A 19,603-nucleotide genomic window follows, 5' to 3' on the forward strand; every position below is an offset into this window, starting at 1 on the left:
TTGTTTTTAAGCAAACAGTTAAAAAATGTAGATTAATTGCTAGAAAGGCTTGCAAGGTTTCATTAAGTTCTCTATTATTCGCACCACTTAGACGGCGCCGACTTAGCTCAGTCGGTAGAGCAACTGACTTGTAATCAGTAGGTCACCAGTTCGATTCCGGTAGTCGGCACCATTTAAGTCCTGGAGGGGTTCCCGAGTGGCCAAAGGGAGCAGATTGTAAATCTGCCGCGTAAGCTTCGGTGGTTCGAATCCACCTCCCTCCACCATATTTTTGTTGCAGTGTCACACTGTGATAGTCAAAGTGTTAAGCTTTGGCAAAGCAGTTTGCAATGTCCTGGTACATTGTTTTCTGCTATTTAAACAAGAGTTATGCGGGCATCGTATAATGGCTATTACTCCAGCCTTCCAAGCTGATAATGCGGGTTCGATTCCCGCTGCCCGCTCCAATTAGAGAAACCGTTACTTAGTAACGGTTTTTTTATGCCTGTAATTTACTTCTTCCATTTTTTTGTCCTGCGTTAACACCAGCACTAACACTATTGATATGTGGATTATCTGCCTGCCGTTAATTTTCCGTATCACTTTATCTCATCAGTAATAGAATTTTTCAGCAGGCTTCGAGTTAAATAAAGTGCAAAGCGTGGGCTGTTCATTGTACTTTTTATGAAAAATTCGTTTTTATCACGTTACAAAGCGCTTAAAAATCCTTATACTGACGTGCTTTATTTTTAGGTGTTGTTGTTGAAAAGACAATTCCACCTTCAATTTTTACTTTCTCCTTAATACGAGCGAGATCGTTTTACTATCCACAACAAAAAAGTGTGGCCGGTACTATCTAATATTCAACAGTGGATACAATGAGTTATGAGCACAACAAATACTGAAAACACCAAGAGCTCACTAGACGGGCTTAAATGGGGTGTAACAATTTTATTACTAGCAGCCATTATTGTTGGTAATTACATCTATGGTGAAAGTGTACATGTAGTAGCACGTGTAATGGTGCTTCTAGTTATGGCCGCACTTGCTGTTTTCTCGGCCGCAATGACTGAAAAAGGTAAAACTTTCGTTGGTTTTGCTAAAGATTCTCGTTTAGAAGTACGTAAAGTAGTTTGGCCGACACGTCAGGAAACAGTTCAGACGACATTAATTATCCTAGCTGTATCAACTATTGTTGGTCTGGTTCTTTGGGGTCTTGATGGTATTTTTGTTCGTGTTGTTGCATTTATTACAACGGCAATTTAAGGGTTTAATATGTCAGAAGAAGTACAAAAAAAGAGATGGTATGTTGTTCAGGCCTTCTCAGGTTATGAAGGTCGTGTTCAAAAAACATTGACCGAACATATTAGATTAAATGAAATGGAAGAGCATTTCGGCCAGATTTTAGTCCCGACTGAAGAAGTTGTAGAGATGCGTGCCGGGCAGAAACGTAAAAGTGAACGTAAATTCTTTCCAGGTTACGTGTTAGTTGAAATGGCAATGAATGACGACAGCTGGCATTTAGTGAAAAGCATTGACCGTGTAATGGGCTTTATCGGCGGAACTGCCGAGCGTCCTGCACCTATTTCACAAAAAGAAGTGGATAACATTCTAAACCGTCTGCAGGAATCTCACGATTCTCCTCGTCCAAGAACACTGTTCGAAGCGGGTGAAGTGGTACGTGTTAGTGACGGTCCGTTTGCCGACTTCAGCGGTACAGTTGAAGAAGTTGACTACGATAAAAGCCGCCTGAAAGTATCGGTTTCTATCTTCGGTCGTGCAACGCCTGTTGATTTAGAGTTCTCTCAAGTGGAGAAAGGGTAATTTTTTTACCGCTTTAAGCGTGTAAACGATTTACTAACAACCTGATTTATAGTCGCAATCATTATTAATGAGCTGTGAAATATGAAAAGGTTAAAAAAACAGCAAAAGATCTTGTGAAGGGCGGTGAATTATAGTTATAATTTGCCGCCCTTTTATTTACAGAATTAATTCATTAAATCTGTAGTTAGGTTTAATAGGGTTATTAATTGTGATCTTGTTCACGGGATACCGTGTAAATGAGAGACAAATATTTTAATCGGGAAGCTAAATTCATTTTGAATTAGCGCTACACCCAAACATAGGTAGTAATATCATGGCTAAAAAAGTACAAGCATATATCAAGCTGCAAGTTTCAGCTGGTATGGCAAACCCGTCACCACCAGTTGGTCCAGCTCTTGGTCAACACGGTGTTAACATCATGGAATTCTGTAAAGCATTCAATGCAAAAACAGATTCAGTTGAAAAAGGCGCTCCAGTACCTGTAGTAATTACAGTTTATTCTGATCGTTCTTTCACTTTCGAAACTAAGACTCCACCTGCATCTTACTTACTTAAGAAAGCTGCTGGTATCAAGTCTGGTTCTGGCGTTCCTAATAAAGATAAAGTTGGTAAAGTTACTGTTGCTCAACTTGAAGAAATCGCTAAAACGAAAGAAGTTGATTTAACAGGTGCCGATCTTGATGCGATGGTACGTTGTATTGCGGGTTCTGCTCGTTCTATGGGTCTGGAAGTAGAGGGTTAATACAATGGCTAAATTATCTAAACGCATGAAAGCGGTACGTGACACTGTAGACGCTACTAAAGAATACGAAATCAACGAAGCTGTTGCTCTTCTTCAAAAACTAGCAACTGCTAAATTCAACGAAAGTGTTGATGTTTCAGTTAACCTAGGTGTTGATTCTCGTCGTAGTGATCAAAACGTACGTGGTGCGACTGTATTACCACACGGTACTGGTCGTGAAGTTCGTGTTGCTGTATTCACACAAGGCGCTAACGCTGAAAAAGCGAAAGAAGCTGGTGCGGATATCGTAGGTATGGACGATCTTGCTGCACAAGTTAAAGCGGGCGAAATGAACTTTGACGTTGTAATTGCATCACCAGACGCTATGCGTGTTGTTGGTCAATTAGGTCAAATCTTAGGTCCACGCGGCCTAATGCCTAACCCGAAAGTTGGAACTGTAACACCTGACGTAGCAACAGCAGTTAAAAATGCTAAAGCAGGTCAAGTACGTTACCGTAACGACAAGAATGGTATTATCCATTCTACAATCGGCAAAGCATCATTCTCTGCTGAGCAAATCCAAGAAAACCTAGAAGCACTTTTAGTTGCGCTTAAAAAAGCAAAACCATCAGGCGCTAAAGGCGTATTTTTGAAAAAAGTTTCTCTATCTACAACTATGGGTGCTGGTGTTAAAATCGACCAGGCATCTTTAAACACTGTAGTAGCGTAATTTTTAGTTAAGCGTTAAACGCTTAGCGATACCCAGACTGATTGAATATATATCGAACAGTTTGAGTATACAAGGTCGTAAATTTTCTGTATAATTTGCGGCCTTACTTTGGAGGGCCTTAGGTCCCTTCCGAGACCGTAGGTGCGGTACATTTGTATTTGCTTAATTTCCTACGTAGATGGTGCCGGACCCCAGACAGAATTATTCTACCTGGATCCGATTACCGAAATAGTGCCTCATCATTATAGATGAGGGTGTTTATCTAGGGTAAAACCTAGTGTAATCCAGGAGTAAAACCAAATGGCATTAAGACTCGAAGACAAGCAAGCAATTGTCGCTGAAGTCAATGTAGCTGCTACAGCTGCTCTGTCTGCTGTTGTAGCCGATTCACGCGGCGTAACAGTTGGTGCAATGACTGAACTTCGTGCGCAAGCACGTGCTAACAATGTTTACCTACGTGTTGTACGTAATACATTAGCGCGTCGTGCACTTGAAGGTACTGACTTTGCATGTCTAACAGAGACGTTTACCGGTCCTACTATCCTTGCATTTTCAAACGAACATCCAGGTGCTGCTGCGCGTCTTTTAAAAGACTTCGCTAAAGCAAATGAAACGTTTGAAATCAAAGGACTAGCATTTGAGGGTGAATTCATTGAAGCCGCTCAAGTTGACCGTCTAGCGACACTACCGACATACGACGAAGCAATTGCGAAACTGATGGCTACTATGAAAGAAGCTGCAGCTGGCAAACTTGTACGTACTCTGGCTGCAATTCGCGACCAGAAAGAAGAATCTGCAGCATAATCGCTGTAATACTATTTAATTTTATTAATAGGAATTGACTCATGTCTCTTACTAAAGACCAAATCATTGAAGCAGTTGCTGAATTATCAGTAATGGAAGTTGTTGAACTAATCGAAGCAATGGAAGAAAAATTCGGCGTATCTGCAGCTGCTGCTGTAGCTGCTGGCCCAGCTGCTGGCGAAGCTGCTGAAGAGCAAACTGAATTTGACGTTGTAATGACTGCATTCGGTGACAACAAAGTTAAAGCTATCAAAGCTGTTCGTGGCGCTACAGGTCTAGGCCTTAAAGAAGCTAAAGCTGCAGTTGAAGCTTGCCCAACAGTAATCAAAGAAGCTGCTTCTAAAGAAGAAGCAGAAGCTCTTAAAGCTGAACTAGAAGAAATCGGCGCTACTGTTGAACTTAAATAAGTTATAATCTATAACTTATTAGCCATGTAAATGGCATCGGCTGGTGATTATTTAATCACCGGCCTTTTTGCGCTATAGGATTCCGTAATTTTTCATTATTTTTTACGGTATCGGACACTAAAGGTGATGTTATATAACGCATCATTAACACCAAAATAATGTTCGCCGTTGTCGAACAATGAAGACCTAATAATAGGTCAGACAGCTATGATCACTTATCAGCGAGCAAAGGAACCACATGGGTTACTCTTATACTGAGAAAAAACGTATTCGTAAGGATTTTGGGAAACGTCCGCAAGTAATGGAAAAACCATACTTGCTGTCGATTCAGCTAGATTCATTCAAACGATTCATTGAAATCGATTTAACTGGAGAAGTTGGTCTAGAAGCTGCGTTCCGTAGTATCTTCCCTATCGCCAGTTATTCAGGCACATCAGAATTACAATATGTCAGCTACCGCCTAGGTGAGCCGGTGTTTGATGTAAAAGAATGCCAAATCCGTGGAGTAACATACTCTGCTTCATTACGCGTTAAATTACGTCTTGTTATTTATGATCGTGATGCACCAGCAGGCACGGTGAAAGATATTCGCGAACAAGAAGTATACATGGGTGAAATGCCGCTCATGACTGAAAACGGTACTTTTGTAATCAATGGTACTGAGCGTGTTATCGTTTCTCAATTACACCGTTCACCTGGTGTTTTCTTCGATCACGATAAAGGTAAAACGCATAGTTCAGGTAAAGTTCTTTATAACGCACGTGTAATTCCGTACCGTGGTTCTTGGTTAGACTTTGAGTTTGATCCTAAAGATAACCTGTTTGTTCGTATTGACCGTCGTCGTAAACTGCCGGCAACTATCATGCTGCGCGCGCTAGAATACACGACACAAGAAATTCTAGAGATCTTCTTTGATACAACTAAGTTTGAAATCAAAGACGGTACTATTTCAATGGCGCTGATTGCCGATCGTTTACGTGGTGAAACTGCGTCATTCGATATCGCCGGCAATGGTAAAGTGTATGTTGAGCAGGGACGTCGTGTGACAGCCCGCCATATTCGCCAGCTTGAAAAAGACGGTGTTACTTCGCTTGAAGTGCCGCTTGAATACCTTGAAGGTAAAGTTATTGCGAAAGATTACATCAGTGAAGAAACTGGTGAAATCATCGTTAACGCAAATGATCAGTTAACGCTTGAGCTTTTAGCTGAACTTTCACAGTCTGGTATTAAAGAATTTGAAGTTATTTACACCAATGAACTTGATTGTGGTTCATTCATTTCTGATACATTACGTGTTGATTCATCAACTAACCGCCTTGAAGCACTAGTTGAAATCTACCGCATGATGCGCCCGGGCGAGCCGCCGACAAAAGATGCTGCAGAAGGTTTATTCCAGAACCTGTTCTTCGCAGAAGAACGTTATGACCTGTCTAAAGTAGGTCGTATGAAGTTCAACCGTCGTGTAGATATCGAAGGTGACGAAGGTCCTGGTATCTTATCTAACGATGATATCCTAAGTGTAATGAAAACACTGATCGATATTCGTAACGGTAACGGTATCGTTGATGATATCGATCATCTTGGTAACCGTCGTATCCGTTGTGTTGGTGAAATGGCTGAAAACCAATTCCGTGTTGGTTTAGTACGTGTAGAACGTGCTGTTAAAGAGCGTTTATCTCTTGGTGATCTTGATGCAACTATGCCTCAGGATCTGATCAATGCAAAACCTATTTCAGCTGCTGTTAAAGAGTTCTTTGGTTCTTCACAACTGTCTCAGTTTATGGATCAGAATAACCCGCTTTCAGAAGTTACTCATAAACGTCGTATCTCAGCGTTAGGCCCGGGTGGTTTAACACGTGAACGTGCAGGCTTTGAAGTGCGAGATGTTCACGCAACTCACTATGGTCGTTTATGTCCAATCGAAACGCCAGAGGGACCAAACATCGGTCTGATCAACTCACTGGCTACTTTCTCTCGTACAAATGATTACGGTTTCTTAGAAACACCTTACCGTAAAGTAGAAGATGGCAAACCAACTGAACAAGTTGAATATCTGTCTGCAATCGAAGAAGGTACATTCGTTATCGCACAGGCATCTGCAAGTGTTGATGAAAATGGTTTCCTAAACGAAGAGATGATTCCTTGTCGTCATAAAGGTGAAACAACCTTTATGAGTCCGGCTGATATCGATTACATGGATGTGTCTCCACAGCAGATTATCTCTGTTGCAGCGTCACTTATCCCGTTCCTAGAACACGATGATGCTAACCGTGCCTTAATGGGTGCGAACATGCAGCGTCAAGCAGTTCCTACTTTACGTGCTGACAAACCGCTTGTTGGTACTGGTATCGAACGTCGTCTTGCAATCGATTCTGGTGTAACAATTATCGCTAAGCGCGGTGGTGTAATTGATTACGTAGATGCGTCTCGTATCGTTGTAAAAGTTGATGATGCAGAGCTGCTTCCTGGTGAAGCTGGTATCGATATCTACAACTTAACTAAATACACTCGTTCAAATCAGAATACTTGTATTAACCAGAAACCTACGTGTAAACCAGGCGAGCCGATTGTTAAAGGCGATGTACTGGCAGACGGCCCGTCAACTGATATGGGTGATCTGGCACTAGGCCAAAACATGAAGATTGCCTTCATGCCTTGGAATGGTTACAACTTCGAGGATTCAATCCTTATTTCTGAGCGTGTTTCGCAGGAAGATCGTTTCACTACGATCCATATCCAGGAGTTCTCGTGTGTAGCACGAGAAACTAAACTGGGCAGTGAAGAAATTTCTGCTGATATCCCTAACGTTGGTGAAGCAGCGCTAAGCAAACTAGATGAATCTGGTATTGTTTACGTTGGTGCTGAAGTTAAGCCTGGCGATATCCTAGTTGGTAAAGTGACACCTAAAGGTGAAACACAACTGACTCCAGAAGAAAAACTATTACGTGCAATCTTCGGTGAGAAAGCGTCTGATGTGAAAGACAGCTCTCTACGTGTATCTAACTCTACTTACGCAACGGTAATTGACGTTCAAGTCTTTACTCGTGACGGCGTAGAAAAAGATAAACGTGCACTTGAAATCGAAGAGATGCAGCTTAAAGCCGCTAAGAAAGATCTGACAGAGAAGTTCCAGATCCTAGAAAACGCAATTTACGAAAAAGCGTTGAATATTCTTATCGGTGCTGGTCAAGATGAAGCTCGTCTACTGCAGATGCCTCGTGCACAGTGGTTAGAAGTGATCATCGATGATGAAACTAAACAGTCTCATTTAGACCAAATCGTTGCGCAATATGATGAAATCAAAGCAGATTACGACAAAGAGTTCGATCTTAAGCGTCGTAAAATCACTCAAGGTGATGATCTGGCTCCTGGTGTTCAGAAGATTGTTAAAGTTTATTTAGCTGTTCGTCGTCGCCTGCAGCCTGGTGATAAAATGGCCGGTCGTCACGGTAACAAAGGTGTTATCTCTAACATCGTTCCTGTTGAAGATATGCCTCACGATGAATTTGGTGTTCCTGTTGATATCGTACTTAACCCGCTGGGTGTACCGTCACGTATGAACATCGGTCAGATTCTTGAAACACATCTAGGCCTTGCTTGTAAAGGTGTTGGTGAGAAACTTGAACGTATGATCAAAGATCAGCGTGAAGTGGAACTGCCAAAAGTACGTGAATTTGTACAGAAAATGTATTCATTCGGTGATGCACCTTGTCATGTTGACTTAAATGACTTTGATGATGAAGCTGTATTACGTCTGGCTAAAAACCTTTACAAAGGTTTACCAATCGCAACGCCTGCGTTCGATGGTGCTTACGAGTCTGAAATCCGTGAACTATTACGTTTAGCTGATCTGCCTGAATCTGGTCAATTACAGTTAACTGACGGCCGTACAGGTCTGCAGTTTGAACGTCCAGTAACTGTTGGTTACATGTACATGCTGAAACTGAATCACTTAGTTGATGACAAAATGCATGCTCGTTCAACGGGTTCTTACAGTCTAGTTACACAGCAGCCGCTTGGTGGTAAAGCTCAGTTCGGTGGACAGCGTTTCGGTGAGATGGAAGTATGGGCACTAGAAGCTTACGGTGCTGCTTACACGCTTCAAGAAATGCTTACTGTTAAGTCAGATGATGTTAACGGTCGTACTAAGATGTATAAAAACATCGTAGACGGCGACCATAGAATGGAGCCGGGCATGCCGGAATCATTCAACGTATTGTTGAAAGAGATCCGTTCATTAAGCATCAACATCGAGCTAGATGAAGAAAATAACTAAGCGTTAAGCTGAAGTGAATATGTGGCGTTCTGAATATCAGGACGCCTAGTTTTAACTCCTATGGGAGAGTAGCGTGAAAGACTTATTAAAGTTTTTAAAGCAGCAAAATAAAACCAAAGAATTTGATGGTATCAAAATTGGTTTAGCATCACCTGAAATGATCCGTTCATGGTCATTTGGTGAGGTGAAAAAACCTGAAACAATTAACTACCGTACATTTAAACCAGAACGTGAAGGTCTTTTCTGTGCGCGTATCTTTGGCCCGATCAAAGATTACGAATGTTTATGTGGTAAATACAAACGCCTTAAACATCGTGGTGTTATTTGTGAAAAATGTGGTGTTGAGGTAACTCAATCTAAAGTTCGTCGTGATCGTATGGGTCATATCGAATTAGCATCACCTGTTGCTCACATCTGGTTCCTTAAATCACTTCCGTCTCGTATCGGCTTAATGCTGGATATGACGTTACGTGATATTGAACGTATCCTATATTTTGAATCTTTCGTGGTTGTTGAACCAGGAATGACTGATCTTGAGCGCCGCCAGATTCTTCTTGAAGAAGAATACTTAGACATGCTTGAGCAGTGGGGCGATGAGTTTGAAGCACTAATGGGTGCTGAAGCGGTATTTGCTCTATTAAAACAGCTTGATCTTGATCACGAAATTTCAGCTATGCGTGAAGAGTTAGGTACAACTAATTCTGAAACTAAACGTAAAAAACTGACTAAACGTCTGAAACTGGTTGAATCTTTCCACCAGTCATCAAACAAACCTGAGTGGATGATCTTAACTGTATTACCAGTTCTGCCGCCGGATTTACGTCCTCTAGTACCACTAGACGGCGGACGTTTTGCGACATCTGATCTAAATGATTTATACCGTCGTGTTATTAACCGTAATAACCGTCTAAAACGTCTATTAGACTTAGCTGCACCGGATATCATCGTACGTAATGAAAAACGTATGTTACAAGAGTCTGTGGATGCATTATTAGATAACGGCCGTCGTGGACGCGCAATTACCGGTTCTAATAAGCGCCCTCTGAAATCTCTTGCAGATATGATCAAAGGTAAGCAGGGGCGTTTCCGTCAGAATCTACTAGGTAAACGTGTAGATTATTCTGGTCGTTCTGTAATTACAGTTGGACCAACGCTGCGTTTACACCAGTGTGGTCTTCCTAAGAAAATGGCACTTGAACTATTCAAGCCGTTTGTTTACGGAAAATTAGAAGCATTAGGTCTTGCGACTACGATTAAAGCAGCTAAGAAACTGGTTGACCGCGAAGGCGGTGAAGTTTGGGATATCCTTGAAGGTGTTATCCGTGAACATCCGGTACTGCTTAACCGTGCACCAACACTGCACAGACTGGGTATCCAGGCATTCGAACCAGTACTAATCGAAGGTAAAGCGATTCAGCTTCACCCGCTGGTATGTGCGGCATACAACGCCGATTTCGATGGTGACCAAATGGCGGTACACGTACCGTTAACAATCGAAGCACAGCTTGAAGCCCGTACACTGATGATGTCTACGAACAATATCTTATCACCTGCAAATGGTGAGCCGATTATCGTTCCTTCTCAAGATGTTGTACTTGGCCTTTATTACATGACTCGCTCTAAGATCAATGCTAAAGGCGAAGGCATGTATTTCCAGAATGCTAAAGAAGCAGAAAAAGCGTACCGTGCCGGTGCGGTTGATCTGCAGGCAATTGTTAAAGTACGTATGACTCAAGTTCATATTGCTGATGATAAGAGCCGTACTTCTACAACTGAACTTGTTGAAACAACAGTTGGTCGTGCAATCTTGTCACTGATCATGCCTGAAGGTTTACCGTTTGAACATGTTGATTTAAACATGGGCAAAAAGGCAATCTCAAATGCATTGAATGCTTGTTACCGTCTACTGGGTATTAAAGATACCGTAGTTTTCGCTGACCAGTTAATGTACACAGGTTTTGAATATGCAACATTGTCAGGTGCTTCTGTAGGCATCGACGATATGGTTATTCCGGATGCTAAGAAAACCTTAGTTGAAGCTGCTGAAGCTGAAGTTTCTGAAATTTCTGAACAGTTCCAGGCTGGTCTGGTAACCGCTGGTGAGCGCTACAACAAAGTAATCGATATCTGGGCAAGTGCCAATGAGCAGGTTGCTAAAGCGATGATGGAAAACCTTTCTAAAGACACTGTTCTTACAAGTAAAGGTGAAGAAGTTCAGCAGGACTCGTTTAACAGCGTATATATGATGGCCGATTCGGGCGCACGTGGTAGTGCCGCTCAGATTCGTCAGCTGGCTGGTATGCGTGGTCTGATGGCTAAGCCGGACGGCTCAATCATCGAAACACCAATCGTAGCTAACTTCCGTGAAGGTCTGAACGTACTTCAGTACTTCATCTCAACGCACGGTGCGCGTAAAGGTCTTGCCGATACAGCACTTAAAACAGCAAACTCGGGTTACCTGACTCGTCGTCTTGTTGATATTGCGCAGGATTTAGTTATCACAGAAGAAGATTGTGGTAGTGAAGAAGGTCTGTTAGTAACACCGCTTATCCAAGGTGGTGATATTGTTGAACCGCTTCGTGAACGTGTTCTTGGTCGTGTTGTTGCACAAGATGTGATTAAACCTGGTACTAAAAACGAAGTATTGTTTGCACGTAATACACTGCTTGATGAAAAACTATGTGATCTTATTGAAGAAGCATCAGTTGATCAGGTATGGGTTCGTTCTGTTATTACTTGTAAAACTGACTTCGGTGCTTGTGCACAGTGTTACGGTCGTGATCTTGCTCGTGGTCATATGGTTGGTCAGGGTGAAGCAATCGGTGTTATGGCTGCACAGTCAATCGGTGAGCCTGGAACACAGCTGACAATGCGTACGTTCCACATCGGTGGTGCCGCATCGCGTGCCGCTTCTGAGAACAGTGTACAAGTAAAAAATACTGGTAAAGTTAAACTGCACAATTCTAAGTTTGTTATTAACTCTGACGATAAAGTTGTTGTGACTTCTCGTTCTACTGAGTTAACAGTTATCGATGAATTGGGTCGTACTAAAGAGAACCACAAACTGCCATATGGTGCGGTACTTGAGAAACAAGATGGTGCTGATATCACTGCTGGTGAAATTATCGCTAACTGGGACCCGCATACACATCCAATCATCACGGAAGTGGAAGGTAAGATTGAATTCTTAGACTTTATTGAAGGCGTAACGATTACTAAACAAACCGATGATCTGACTGGTTTATCTAGTATTGTTGTTATCGACCCGGCTCAACGTCCGAATGCAGGTAAAGAGATGCGTCCGATGGCGAAACTGGTTGATGCTAAAGGCAATGACCTGTTTATCCCTGGTACTGAAGTTGCGGCGCAATATGCACTGCCTGCAAACGCAATTGTGAGCCTGGAAGATGGTGCACAAGTACGAGTTGGTGACGCGGTTGCGCGTATTCCACAAGAAAGCTCGAAAACTCGTGATATCACGGGTGGTCTGCCGCGAGTTGCTGACTTATTCGAAGCACGTACTCCAAAAGACGCTGCAATTCTTGCAGAAGTTTCTGGTACGTTAGCGTTCGGTAAAGAGACTAAAGGTAAACGTCGTCTAGTTATTACTCAGGCGAACGGTGAAGCTTATGAAGAGATGATCCCTAAATGGCGTCACCTGAACATCTTCGAAGGTGAGAAGATTGAAAAAGGTGAGGTTATTTCAGACGGACCAGAATCTCCGCATGATATTCTTCGTTTACGTGGTATCAGCCCGGTTGCTAACTACATTACTAATGAAGTACAGGAAGTTTACCGTTTACAAGGCGTAAAAATTAATGATAAGCATATCGAAGTTATCGTTAACCAAATGCTGCGTAAAGGTACTATCACCGATGCTGGTGACTCTGCATTCCTAGTAGGTGAGCAGGCTGAAGTAGCTCGCGTTATCATTGAAAACCGCCGCTTAGAAGCGGAAGGTAAAGCAATTGCTACGTTTGATTACCAGCTGTTGGGTATTACTAAAGCATCACTTGCTACAGAATCATTTATCTCGGCTGCATCATTCCAGGAAACTACGCGTGTTCTTACGGAAGCTGCTGTTGCAGGTAAATGTGATCAGTTACACGGCTTGAAAGAGAATGTAATTGTTGGTCGTCTGATTCCTGCAGGTACTGGTTTTGCTCATCATAAAGCTCGCGCGGCTGAGAAAGCGAAAGCACTTGAGCCTAAAGTTGAACAGCCGGTTGTAGATGTAGATGCAGCTGAACAAAACTTAGCTGATTTACTTAATGCAGTTGATTTTGGTGAGTAAGGCTCGGCTTCAAAACTACTTGAACTTTTGTTTTCAAAATAACCAGTCTTTAAGGTTTTTTGAAAACAATTTAGAGAAAGTTATTTTGTAACGATTCCTAAGTAATCAAACAGACGTTTAACTAAAAAGGTGCCTCGGCACCTTTTTTTTTGTTTGTAAAACTAATTTAAATATGAATTTACATTGTTTCTCATTGATTTTTATAACATTTATTGCAGACTGCAGGTCTGTATTAAATGAATATATATTAAAGGTATTTTATGAGCACGAAAAAAATAATCGCAACCGCGCATGCACCAGCTGCAATTGGTCCATATTCACAAGCTAATCAGTTAGGTAACTTAGTTTTTACATCTGGTCAGATCCCATTAGTACCTGAAACCATGGAAATTGTGGCAGGTGGTATTACAGAGCAGACTGAACAGGTGATGCAGAATTTATTTGCGGTATTACATGAAGCAAAAGCGTCAGCAGCATCGGTAATTAAAACAACCTGTTTTATTAAAGATATGAATGACTTTAGCGCCTTTAATGAGGTTTACGCTAAGTATTTCCCTGAATCAGCACCGGCAAGATCTTGTGTTGAAGTAGCACGTTTACCAAAAGACGTGTTAGTTGAAGTTGAAGCGATTGCTGTCAGCGAAGGTTAATAATTGAAATTTACAGTGTAAGCTGCTAACTTAAAGCTTTTAGTCGCTAGTTTCTAGTAGTGAACTTTGCAGTTCATGGTTAGCTGTTACCTATAAACCACAAATTATGCAGGCTTATTAGCAAATTAATGATGGAGTGTTGTCTAATGGATGAGCAGAAAGTTAAATTTTCCATTGTCGTTTCTGGTGCACCCTATGGTTCACAGAGCGCCAGCACAGCTTATCAGTTCTGCGCATCTGCACTGCTGGCCGGACATGAAATTAGCGGCGTATTTTTTTATCAGGAAGGAGTGCTCAATGCCAGTCAACTGGTCAGTCCTGCAACTGATGAAATTAATCTCCCGGATTTCTGGGCCGCGCTGGCCGTACAATATAATTTTCCATTAGAGGTGTGTGTATCGGCATCACTTCGCCGCGGCGTTGTTGATCCGCAGGAAGCACAGCAGCTGTCTCTTGAGCAGTTTAATTTAAAAGCCCCCTTCGTTTTAAGCGGACTTGGACAACTGGCAGAGCTTAGTGCTCGTTGTGACCGTTTGGTACAGTTTTAGGTGAGCAGTATGACAGAAAAAAAAGTCGGTATCATAAACCGGTGTTTGCCGCATGGCAGTGCTCAGGGGCGGGAGTCGTTAGATCTGACTCTGGCGATGTCAGCTTTTAACGAATCATTATCATTGTTTTTTATCAATGACGGTGTTTATCAGCTGCTTGACGGGCATTCTCCAGAAGAAACACTGCAGAAACATTATCAGCCGTTGTTTAAAATGCTGGAAATGTATGATGTGGAAAATATTTATGTCTGCGAGGCTTCTTTGAAGCAGCGAAGTCTGAGCAGTAAAATGTTACTGATTGATGTGACTTTATTGGACAAACAAGGTCTGCAGCAGAAATTTGCACTGCAAGATCAACTACTGAGTTTCTGATATATGATATTACATACTGTTAAATCTTCACCTTTCCAAACACTTGCACTGCACAACTGCCTGAATCTGCTGGCCGAAGCAGATACTTTATTATTAATTGAAGATGCAGTTATTGCCTGTTGTGTCGAACATAATAATTACCAGCGACTGCAGAAACTTTCGCAGCAGGGCAGGCTAATGGTGTTAAGCGCAGATCTTGAAGCGCGCGCAGTAAATAATAATATTGGAAAAACATGTAGTTACCCTGATTTTGTCAACCTGGTCATTAAACATAAAAGCCAGCTCAGCTGGTAAATTCAGCTTACGGCCCGTGTTTAGCGTTTAATTCTGCCTGCCTTAAACCCCTTATCTATTTTTGTGAGCAAAAACACAATTGCTTAATTATTGACTCCATTTTCCAAGCAGCGTAAACTCTCGCCACCCTTATTTTAAGGGTTGATTTTTCATACACATTTTAGGAGCTATTTAATAATGGCAACAATTTCACAACTGGTACGCAAACCGCGTAAGGACAAAGTTCAAAAAACTAATGTTCCTGCGTTAGAAGCGTGTCCTCAAAAACGTGGCGTATGTACTCGTGTATATACTACTACTCCAAAAAAACCTAACTCAGCAATGCGTAAAGTTGCTCGTGTTCGTCTAACTAACGGTTTCGAAGTTACTTCGTACATCGGTGGTGAAGGCCATAACCTGCAAGAGCACAGTGTAATCTTGATCCGTGGCGGTCGTGTAAAAGATTTACCGGGTGTTCGTTACCATACTGTACGTGGTGCACTAGATACTTCTGGTGTTACAGAACGTCGTAAAGGTCGTTCTAAATACGGTGCCAAAAAGCCTAAGTCATAAGCTTTTCCGTAAGTAAGGCCAAACAAACACTATTTTAATTTAATATGTTTTGGGTAAATTCCTGAAGCGCACGGAGAAAATAAGATGCCAAGAAGACGCGTCGTAGGTACTCGTAAAATCCTTCCAGATCCTAAGTTCGGATCGGAAATTCTAGCTAAATTCGTTAACGTTGTAATGGTTGACGGTAAGAAATCTATTTCAGAAAAAATCGTATATGGTGCACTTGAAGTTGCCGCTGCAAAAAGCGACAAAGAAGCACTAGACATTTTTGAAGTAGCTCTTGAAAACATACGCCCAAGCGTCGAAGTTAAATCTCGTCGTGTTGGTGGTTCAACATACCAGGTTCCTGTAGAAGTTCGTCCTTCTCGTCGTAATGCTTTAGCAATGCGTTGGTTAGTTGAAGCATCACGTAAGCGTGGTGAAAAATCAATGGCATTACGTCTAGCTGGTGAGCTAGTTGATGCAGCAGATAATAAAGGTTCTGCGGTTAAGAAACGTGAAGACGTTCACCGTATGGCTGACGCAAACAAAGCGTTTGCTCACTACCGCTGGTAGAATTCTGGCACAAGCTTGTGCTTGTGCTTTTTTGTTTCGATATAAAGCTCGGCTTTATTTAAAAGGACATCAAATTGTCACGTACAACTCTCATTGAGCGTTACCGTAATATCGGTATTGTTGCTCATGTCGATGCGGGTAAAACAACAACGACAGAGCGTGTATTGTTCTACACAGGTCTATCTCACAAAATAGGTGAGGTGCATGACGGTGCAGCAACAATGGACTGGATGGAGCAGGAGCAGGAGCGTGGTATTACTATCACATCTGCTGCGACTACCACTTTCTGGTCAGGCATGCAGGGTCAGTACGATCAGCACCGCATTAACATTATTGATACACCGGGACACGTAGACTTCACTATTGAAGTTGAACGTTCACTGCGTGTATTAGATGGTGCGGTTGTTGTATTTTGTGGCGCATCTGGTGTTGAACCGCAATCAGAAACTGTATGGCGTCAAGCTAACAAGTACCACGTTCCGCGTTTGGTCTTTGTTAATAAGATGGATCGTACAGGTGCTGATTTTGAAGCTGTGATTGACCAGATCCATACTCGTTTAGGCGCGACTTGTGTTCCGATTCATTTGAATATTGGTGCAGAAGAAGAGTTTAAAGGGGTGATCGACCTGATAAAAATGAAGGCGATCAACTGGAACGATACAGATCAAGGGATGACGTTTGAATATTACGACATTCCGGCTGACCTACAGGAACGTGCTGAAGAACTTCACGAAGAACTTGTAGATACAGCAGCTGAAGCAAACGATGAACTGATGGAAAAATACCTTGAAGAAGGTGAGCTTTCAGAAGAAGAAATCAAAGCTGGTTTGCGTATTCGTACGTTAAACAATGAAATCGTATTAGCGACCTGCGGCAGCGCCTTTAAAAATAAAGGTGTTCAGGCAGTGCTGGATGCGGTAATTGACTTCCTTCCTTCTCCTACTGAAGTTGCTGCTATTAAAGGCATCAATGAAAAAGAAGAAGAGATTGAATGTCCGGCTACTGATGACGCCCCCTTTGCAGCGCTTGCATTTAAAATTGCAACGGACCCGTTTGTTGGTACGTTGACATTTATGCGGGTGTACTCAGGAGTGGTCAATTCAGGGGATCATGTATATAACTCAGTGAAAATGAAGAAAGAACGTTTTGGCCGCATCGTTCAGATGCACGCCAATGACCGTAAAGAGATCAAAGAGGTGCGCGCCGGCGATATCGCTGCTGCAATTGGCCTTAAAGATGTTACTACGGGTGATACGCTTTGTTCTCCTGATCATAAAGTGATTCTTGAACGCATGGAGTTTCCTGAACCGGTGATCCAGATCGCGGTTGAGCCTAGAACTAAGGCCGACCAAGATAAACTGGTTATCGCGTTAGATAAACTTGCTGCTGAAGATCCTTCATTCCGTGTTGAAACGAATGAAGAGTCCGGGCAGATACTGCTTTCCGGTATGGGTGAACTTCACCTGGATATTATCGTTGATCGCATGCGTCGTGAGTTTAGTGTGAACTGTAACGTGGGTAACCCACAGGTAGCATACCGCGAGACCATCCGTAAAACGGTTGAGATTGAAGGTAAGTTTATTCGTCAAGGCGAAGGACCAAGCCAGTACGGCCATGTCCACTTGAAACTAGAGCCGCTTGAAGCAGGTGCTGGTTTTGAATTTGTTAATCAAATTAGCGACGGACGTATTCCCAAAGAATATTTCCCGGCGATTAGCAAAGGCTGTGAGGAACAAATGAACCAGGGTGTGCTTGCCGGATACCCGATGCTTGATGTGAGAGCAACTTTATTCGATGGTTCATTCCATGAAGTTGACTCAAATGAAATGGCGTTTAAAATTGCAGCGATGTTAGGTTTTAGAGACGGCGCATTAAAAGCTGATGCGACAATTCTTGAACCGATGATGAAAGTTGAAGTGACAACTCCAGAAGACTGGATGGGTGATGTTGTCGGCGACCTTAACCGTCGCCGCGGTATGATTGAAGGTATGGACGACGGCCCAGGCGGCGTTAAAATCGTGCATGCTAAAGTACCGCTTGCAGAAATGTTCGGTTATGCAACCGCATTACGTTCTGCAACACAGGGTCGCGCGTCATATTCAATGGAATTCTCTGAATATGCTGATGCTCCGAAAAAAATTGCTAATGCAATTATTGAAGCTAAATAAAAAATAAATTAAACTACACCTTTCCATGTGATGGCATGTGGAGAGGTATTAACTGATAAAGAAGGTACACACTGTGTCTAAAGAAAAATTTGAACGTAATAAACCACATGTAAACGTTGGTACTATCGGCCACGTCGATCATGGTAAAACTACTCTAACAGCTGCAATCTCTGCTGTACTTACTAAAGTACACGGTGGTGAAGTTAAAGATTTCGCACAAATCGATAACGCTCCTGAAGAACGTGATCGTGGTATCACAATCAATACTTCACACATTGAGTACGATACAGAAACTCGTCACTACGCACACGTAGATTGCCCAGGACACGCCGATTACGTTAAAAACATGATCACTGGTGCTGCACAAATGGATGGTGGTATCCTAGTTGTTGCTGCAACAGACGGCCCTATGCCTCAAACTCGTGAGCACATCCTGCTTTCTCGCCAAGTTGGTGTTCCACACTTAGTTGTGTTCATGAACAAATGTGACATGGTTGATGATGAAGAGCTTCTTGAGCTAGTAGAAATGGAAGTTCGTGAACTTCTTTCTGAATATGATTTCCCAGGTGATGACCTACCAGTTATCCAGGGTTCTGCTCTTAAAGCGCTTGAAGGTGAAGCTGAGTGGGAAGAGAAAATCGTTGAACTTGCTGATGCACTAGATTCATACATCCCGCTTCCAGAGCGTGATATCGACAAGCCATTCATCCTTCCAATTGAAGATGTATTCTCAATTTCAGGTCGTGGTACTGTTGTAACTGGTCGTGTTGAGCGCGGTATCATTAAAGTTGGTGAAGAAATCGAAATCATCGGTCTTAAAGAAACTGTTAAAACTACATGTACTGGTGTAGAAATGTTCCGTAAACTTCTTGACGAAGGTCGTGCTGGTGAGAACGTTGGTGTTCTTCTACGTGGTACTAAGCGTGAAGACGTTGAACGTGGTCAAGTTCTAGCTAAGCCTGGTTCAATTACTCCTCATACTAAATTTGAGTCTGAAGTATACGTACTAAGCAAAGATGAAGGCGGTCGTCACACTCCTTTCTTCAAAGGTTACCGTCCACAGTTCTACTTCCGTACAACTGACATCACTGGTGCTGTAGAGCTTCCAGAAGGTGTTGAAATGGTAATGCCTGGTGATAACCTTAAATTCGTTGTTGAGCTAATCGCTCCAATCGCAATGGATGAAGGTCTACGTTTCGCTATCCGTGAAGGTGGCCGTACTGTAGGTGCTGGTGTTGTTTCTACTATCATCGAATAAGATTATTCGTAGATAAGAACAATGCAAGAAAGAGCGCTTAGGCGCTCTTTTTTTTGCTTTGCAAAAAGTGAAGGTGGCGTTACACCTGTAAAGACGTAGGTGCTAGTTTTTACTATCATCGAGTAATAATTACTCTTTATAGTTAAACAATATTAAAAAAGAGCGCTTAGG

General features: G+C 42.3%; 16 protein-coding genes and 3 tRNA genes. All 19 read left to right on the forward strand.

Features of this window, described 5'->3' with window-relative positions:
* Positions 1-96 precede the first annotated feature (96 nt).
* Positions 97-172: transfer RNA gene (locus G327_RS0104715), tRNA-Thr, on the forward strand.
* Between the two features lie 10 nt (positions 173-182).
* Positions 183-266: transfer RNA gene (locus G327_RS0104720), tRNA-Tyr, on the forward strand.
* Positions 267-371: 105 nt separating this feature from the next.
* Positions 372-446: transfer RNA gene (locus tag G327_RS0104725), tRNA-Gly, on the forward strand.
* A gap of 418 nt (positions 447-864) precedes the next feature.
* A complete protein-coding gene (gene secE, locus G327_RS0104730) occupies positions 865-1,245 on the forward strand; it encodes a preprotein translocase subunit SecE (RefSeq protein WP_019613615.1) in 381 nt (126 codons plus the stop codon).
* A gap of 9 nt (positions 1,246-1,254) precedes the next feature.
* On the forward strand, positions 1,255-1,803 hold the full coding sequence (gene nusG, locus G327_RS0104735; protein ID WP_019613616.1) for a transcription termination/antitermination protein NusG: 549 nt from the start codon (positions 1,255-1,257) through the stop codon (positions 1,801-1,803).
* A 313-nt stretch (positions 1,804-2,116) separates the two neighbouring features.
* Positions 2,117-2,545: a 50S ribosomal protein L11 gene (gene rplK / locus G327_RS0104740; RefSeq protein ID WP_019613617.1), complete on the forward strand. Its 429-nt coding sequence runs from the start codon at positions 2,117-2,119 to the stop codon at positions 2,543-2,545.
* Positions 2,546-2,549: 4 nt separating this feature from the next.
* Positions 2,550-3,254 (forward strand): 50S ribosomal protein L1, encoded by a 705-nt coding sequence (gene rplA, locus G327_RS0104745; protein WP_019613618.1) that lies wholly within the window; start codon positions 2,550-2,552, stop codon positions 3,252-3,254.
* 300 nt (positions 3,255-3,554) lie between these two features.
* Positions 3,555-4,058 (forward strand): 50S ribosomal protein L10, encoded by a 504-nt coding sequence (gene rplJ, locus G327_RS0104750; RefSeq protein ID WP_019613619.1) that lies wholly within the window; start codon positions 3,555-3,557, stop codon positions 4,056-4,058.
* Between the two features lie 41 nt (positions 4,059-4,099).
* Positions 4,100-4,465 carry a 50S ribosomal protein L7/L12 gene (rplL, locus tag G327_RS0104755; protein ID WP_019613620.1) on the forward strand — a complete coding sequence of 122 codons (366 nt, stop codon included), beginning with the start codon at positions 4,100-4,102 and terminating at the stop codon, positions 4,463-4,465.
* A gap of 238 nt (positions 4,466-4,703) precedes the next feature.
* Entirely contained in the window at positions 4,704-8,741 is a 4,038-nt protein-coding gene (gene rpoB, locus G327_RS0104760) for a DNA-directed RNA polymerase subunit beta (RefSeq protein ID WP_019613621.1), read from the forward strand.
* Between the two features lie 73 nt (positions 8,742-8,814).
* Positions 8,815-13,035: a DNA-directed RNA polymerase subunit beta' gene (gene rpoC / locus G327_RS0104765; RefSeq protein ID WP_019613622.1), complete on the forward strand. Its 4,221-nt coding sequence runs from the start codon at positions 8,815-8,817 to the stop codon at positions 13,033-13,035.
* A 260-nt stretch (positions 13,036-13,295) separates the two neighbouring features.
* On the forward strand, positions 13,296-13,685 hold the full coding sequence (locus tag G327_RS0104770) for a RidA family protein (RefSeq protein ID WP_019613623.1): 390 nt from the start codon (positions 13,296-13,298) through the stop codon (positions 13,683-13,685).
* 146 nt (positions 13,686-13,831) lie between these two features.
* On the forward strand, positions 13,832-14,233 hold the full coding sequence (gene tusD / locus G327_RS0104775; protein WP_019613624.1) for a sulfurtransferase complex subunit TusD: 402 nt from the start codon (positions 13,832-13,834) through the stop codon (positions 14,231-14,233).
* Positions 14,234-14,242: 9 nt separating this feature from the next.
* Positions 14,243-14,605 (forward strand): sulfurtransferase complex subunit TusC, encoded by a 363-nt coding sequence (tusC, locus tag G327_RS0104780; protein WP_019613625.1) that lies wholly within the window; start codon positions 14,243-14,245, stop codon positions 14,603-14,605.
* Positions 14,606-14,608: 3 nt separating this feature from the next.
* Complete coding sequence (gene tusB, locus G327_RS0104785; RefSeq protein ID WP_019613626.1) at positions 14,609-14,899, forward strand: sulfurtransferase complex subunit TusB; 291 nt, start codon at positions 14,609-14,611, stop codon at positions 14,897-14,899.
* 177 nt (positions 14,900-15,076) lie between these two features.
* A complete protein-coding gene (rpsL, locus tag G327_RS0104790; protein ID WP_019613627.1) occupies positions 15,077-15,451 on the forward strand; it encodes a 30S ribosomal protein S12 in 375 nt (124 codons plus the stop codon).
* 84 nt (positions 15,452-15,535) lie between these two features.
* Positions 15,536-16,006 (forward strand): 30S ribosomal protein S7, encoded by a 471-nt coding sequence (rpsG, locus tag G327_RS0104795; protein ID WP_019613628.1) that lies wholly within the window; start codon positions 15,536-15,538, stop codon positions 16,004-16,006.
* Between the two features lie 74 nt (positions 16,007-16,080).
* Positions 16,081-18,174, forward strand: a complete 2,094-nt coding sequence (fusA, locus tag G327_RS0104800; RefSeq protein WP_019613629.1) for an elongation factor G — start codon at positions 16,081-16,083, stop codon at positions 18,172-18,174.
* A gap of 73 nt (positions 18,175-18,247) precedes the next feature.
* On the forward strand, positions 18,248-19,432 hold the full coding sequence (gene tuf, locus G327_RS0104805; protein ID WP_019613630.1) for an elongation factor Tu: 1,185 nt from the start codon (positions 18,248-18,250) through the stop codon (positions 19,430-19,432).
* Positions 19,433-19,603: the final 171 nt, after the last annotated feature.

The organism is Psychromonas ossibalaenae ATCC BAA-1528, assembly GCF_000381745.1.
Classification (GTDB): Bacteria; Pseudomonadota; Gammaproteobacteria; order Enterobacterales; family Psychromonadaceae; genus Psychromonas; species Psychromonas ossibalaenae.

Bases quoted from the DNA above. Each gene is read 5' to 3' on its own strand.
- secE (WP_019613615.1), top strand. From the start codon at position 865: ATGAGCACAACAAATACTGAAAACACCAAGAGCTCACTAGACGGGCTT.
- nusG (WP_019613616.1), top strand. From the start codon at position 1,255: ATGTCAGAAGAAGTACAAAAAAAGAGATGGTATGTTGTTCAGGCCTTC.
- rplK (WP_019613617.1), top strand. From the start codon at position 2,117: ATGGCTAAAAAAGTACAAGCATATATCAAGCTGCAAGTTTCAGCTGGT.
- rplA (WP_019613618.1), top strand. From the start codon at position 2,550: ATGGCTAAATTATCTAAACGCATGAAAGCGGTACGTGACACTGTAGAC.
- rplJ (WP_019613619.1), top strand. From the start codon at position 3,555: ATGGCATTAAGACTCGAAGACAAGCAAGCAATTGTCGCTGAAGTCAAT.
- rplL (WP_019613620.1), top strand. From the start codon at position 4,100: ATGTCTCTTACTAAAGACCAAATCATTGAAGCAGTTGCTGAATTATCA.
- rpoB (WP_019613621.1), top strand. From the start codon at position 4,704: ATGGGTTACTCTTATACTGAGAAAAAACGTATTCGTAAGGATTTTGGG.
- G327_RS0104770 (WP_019613623.1), top strand. From the start codon at position 13,296: ATGAGCACGAAAAAAATAATCGCAACCGCGCATGCACCAGCTGCAATT.
- tusD (WP_019613624.1), top strand. From the start codon at position 13,832: ATGGATGAGCAGAAAGTTAAATTTTCCATTGTCGTTTCTGGTGCACCC.
- tusC (WP_019613625.1), top strand. From the start codon at position 14,243: ATGACAGAAAAAAAAGTCGGTATCATAAACCGGTGTTTGCCGCATGGC.
- tusB (WP_019613626.1), top strand. From the start codon at position 14,609: ATGATATTACATACTGTTAAATCTTCACCTTTCCAAACACTTGCACTG.
- rpsL (WP_019613627.1), top strand. From the start codon at position 15,077: ATGGCAACAATTTCACAACTGGTACGCAAACCGCGTAAGGACAAAGTT.
- rpsG (WP_019613628.1), top strand. From the start codon at position 15,536: ATGCCAAGAAGACGCGTCGTAGGTACTCGTAAAATCCTTCCAGATCCT.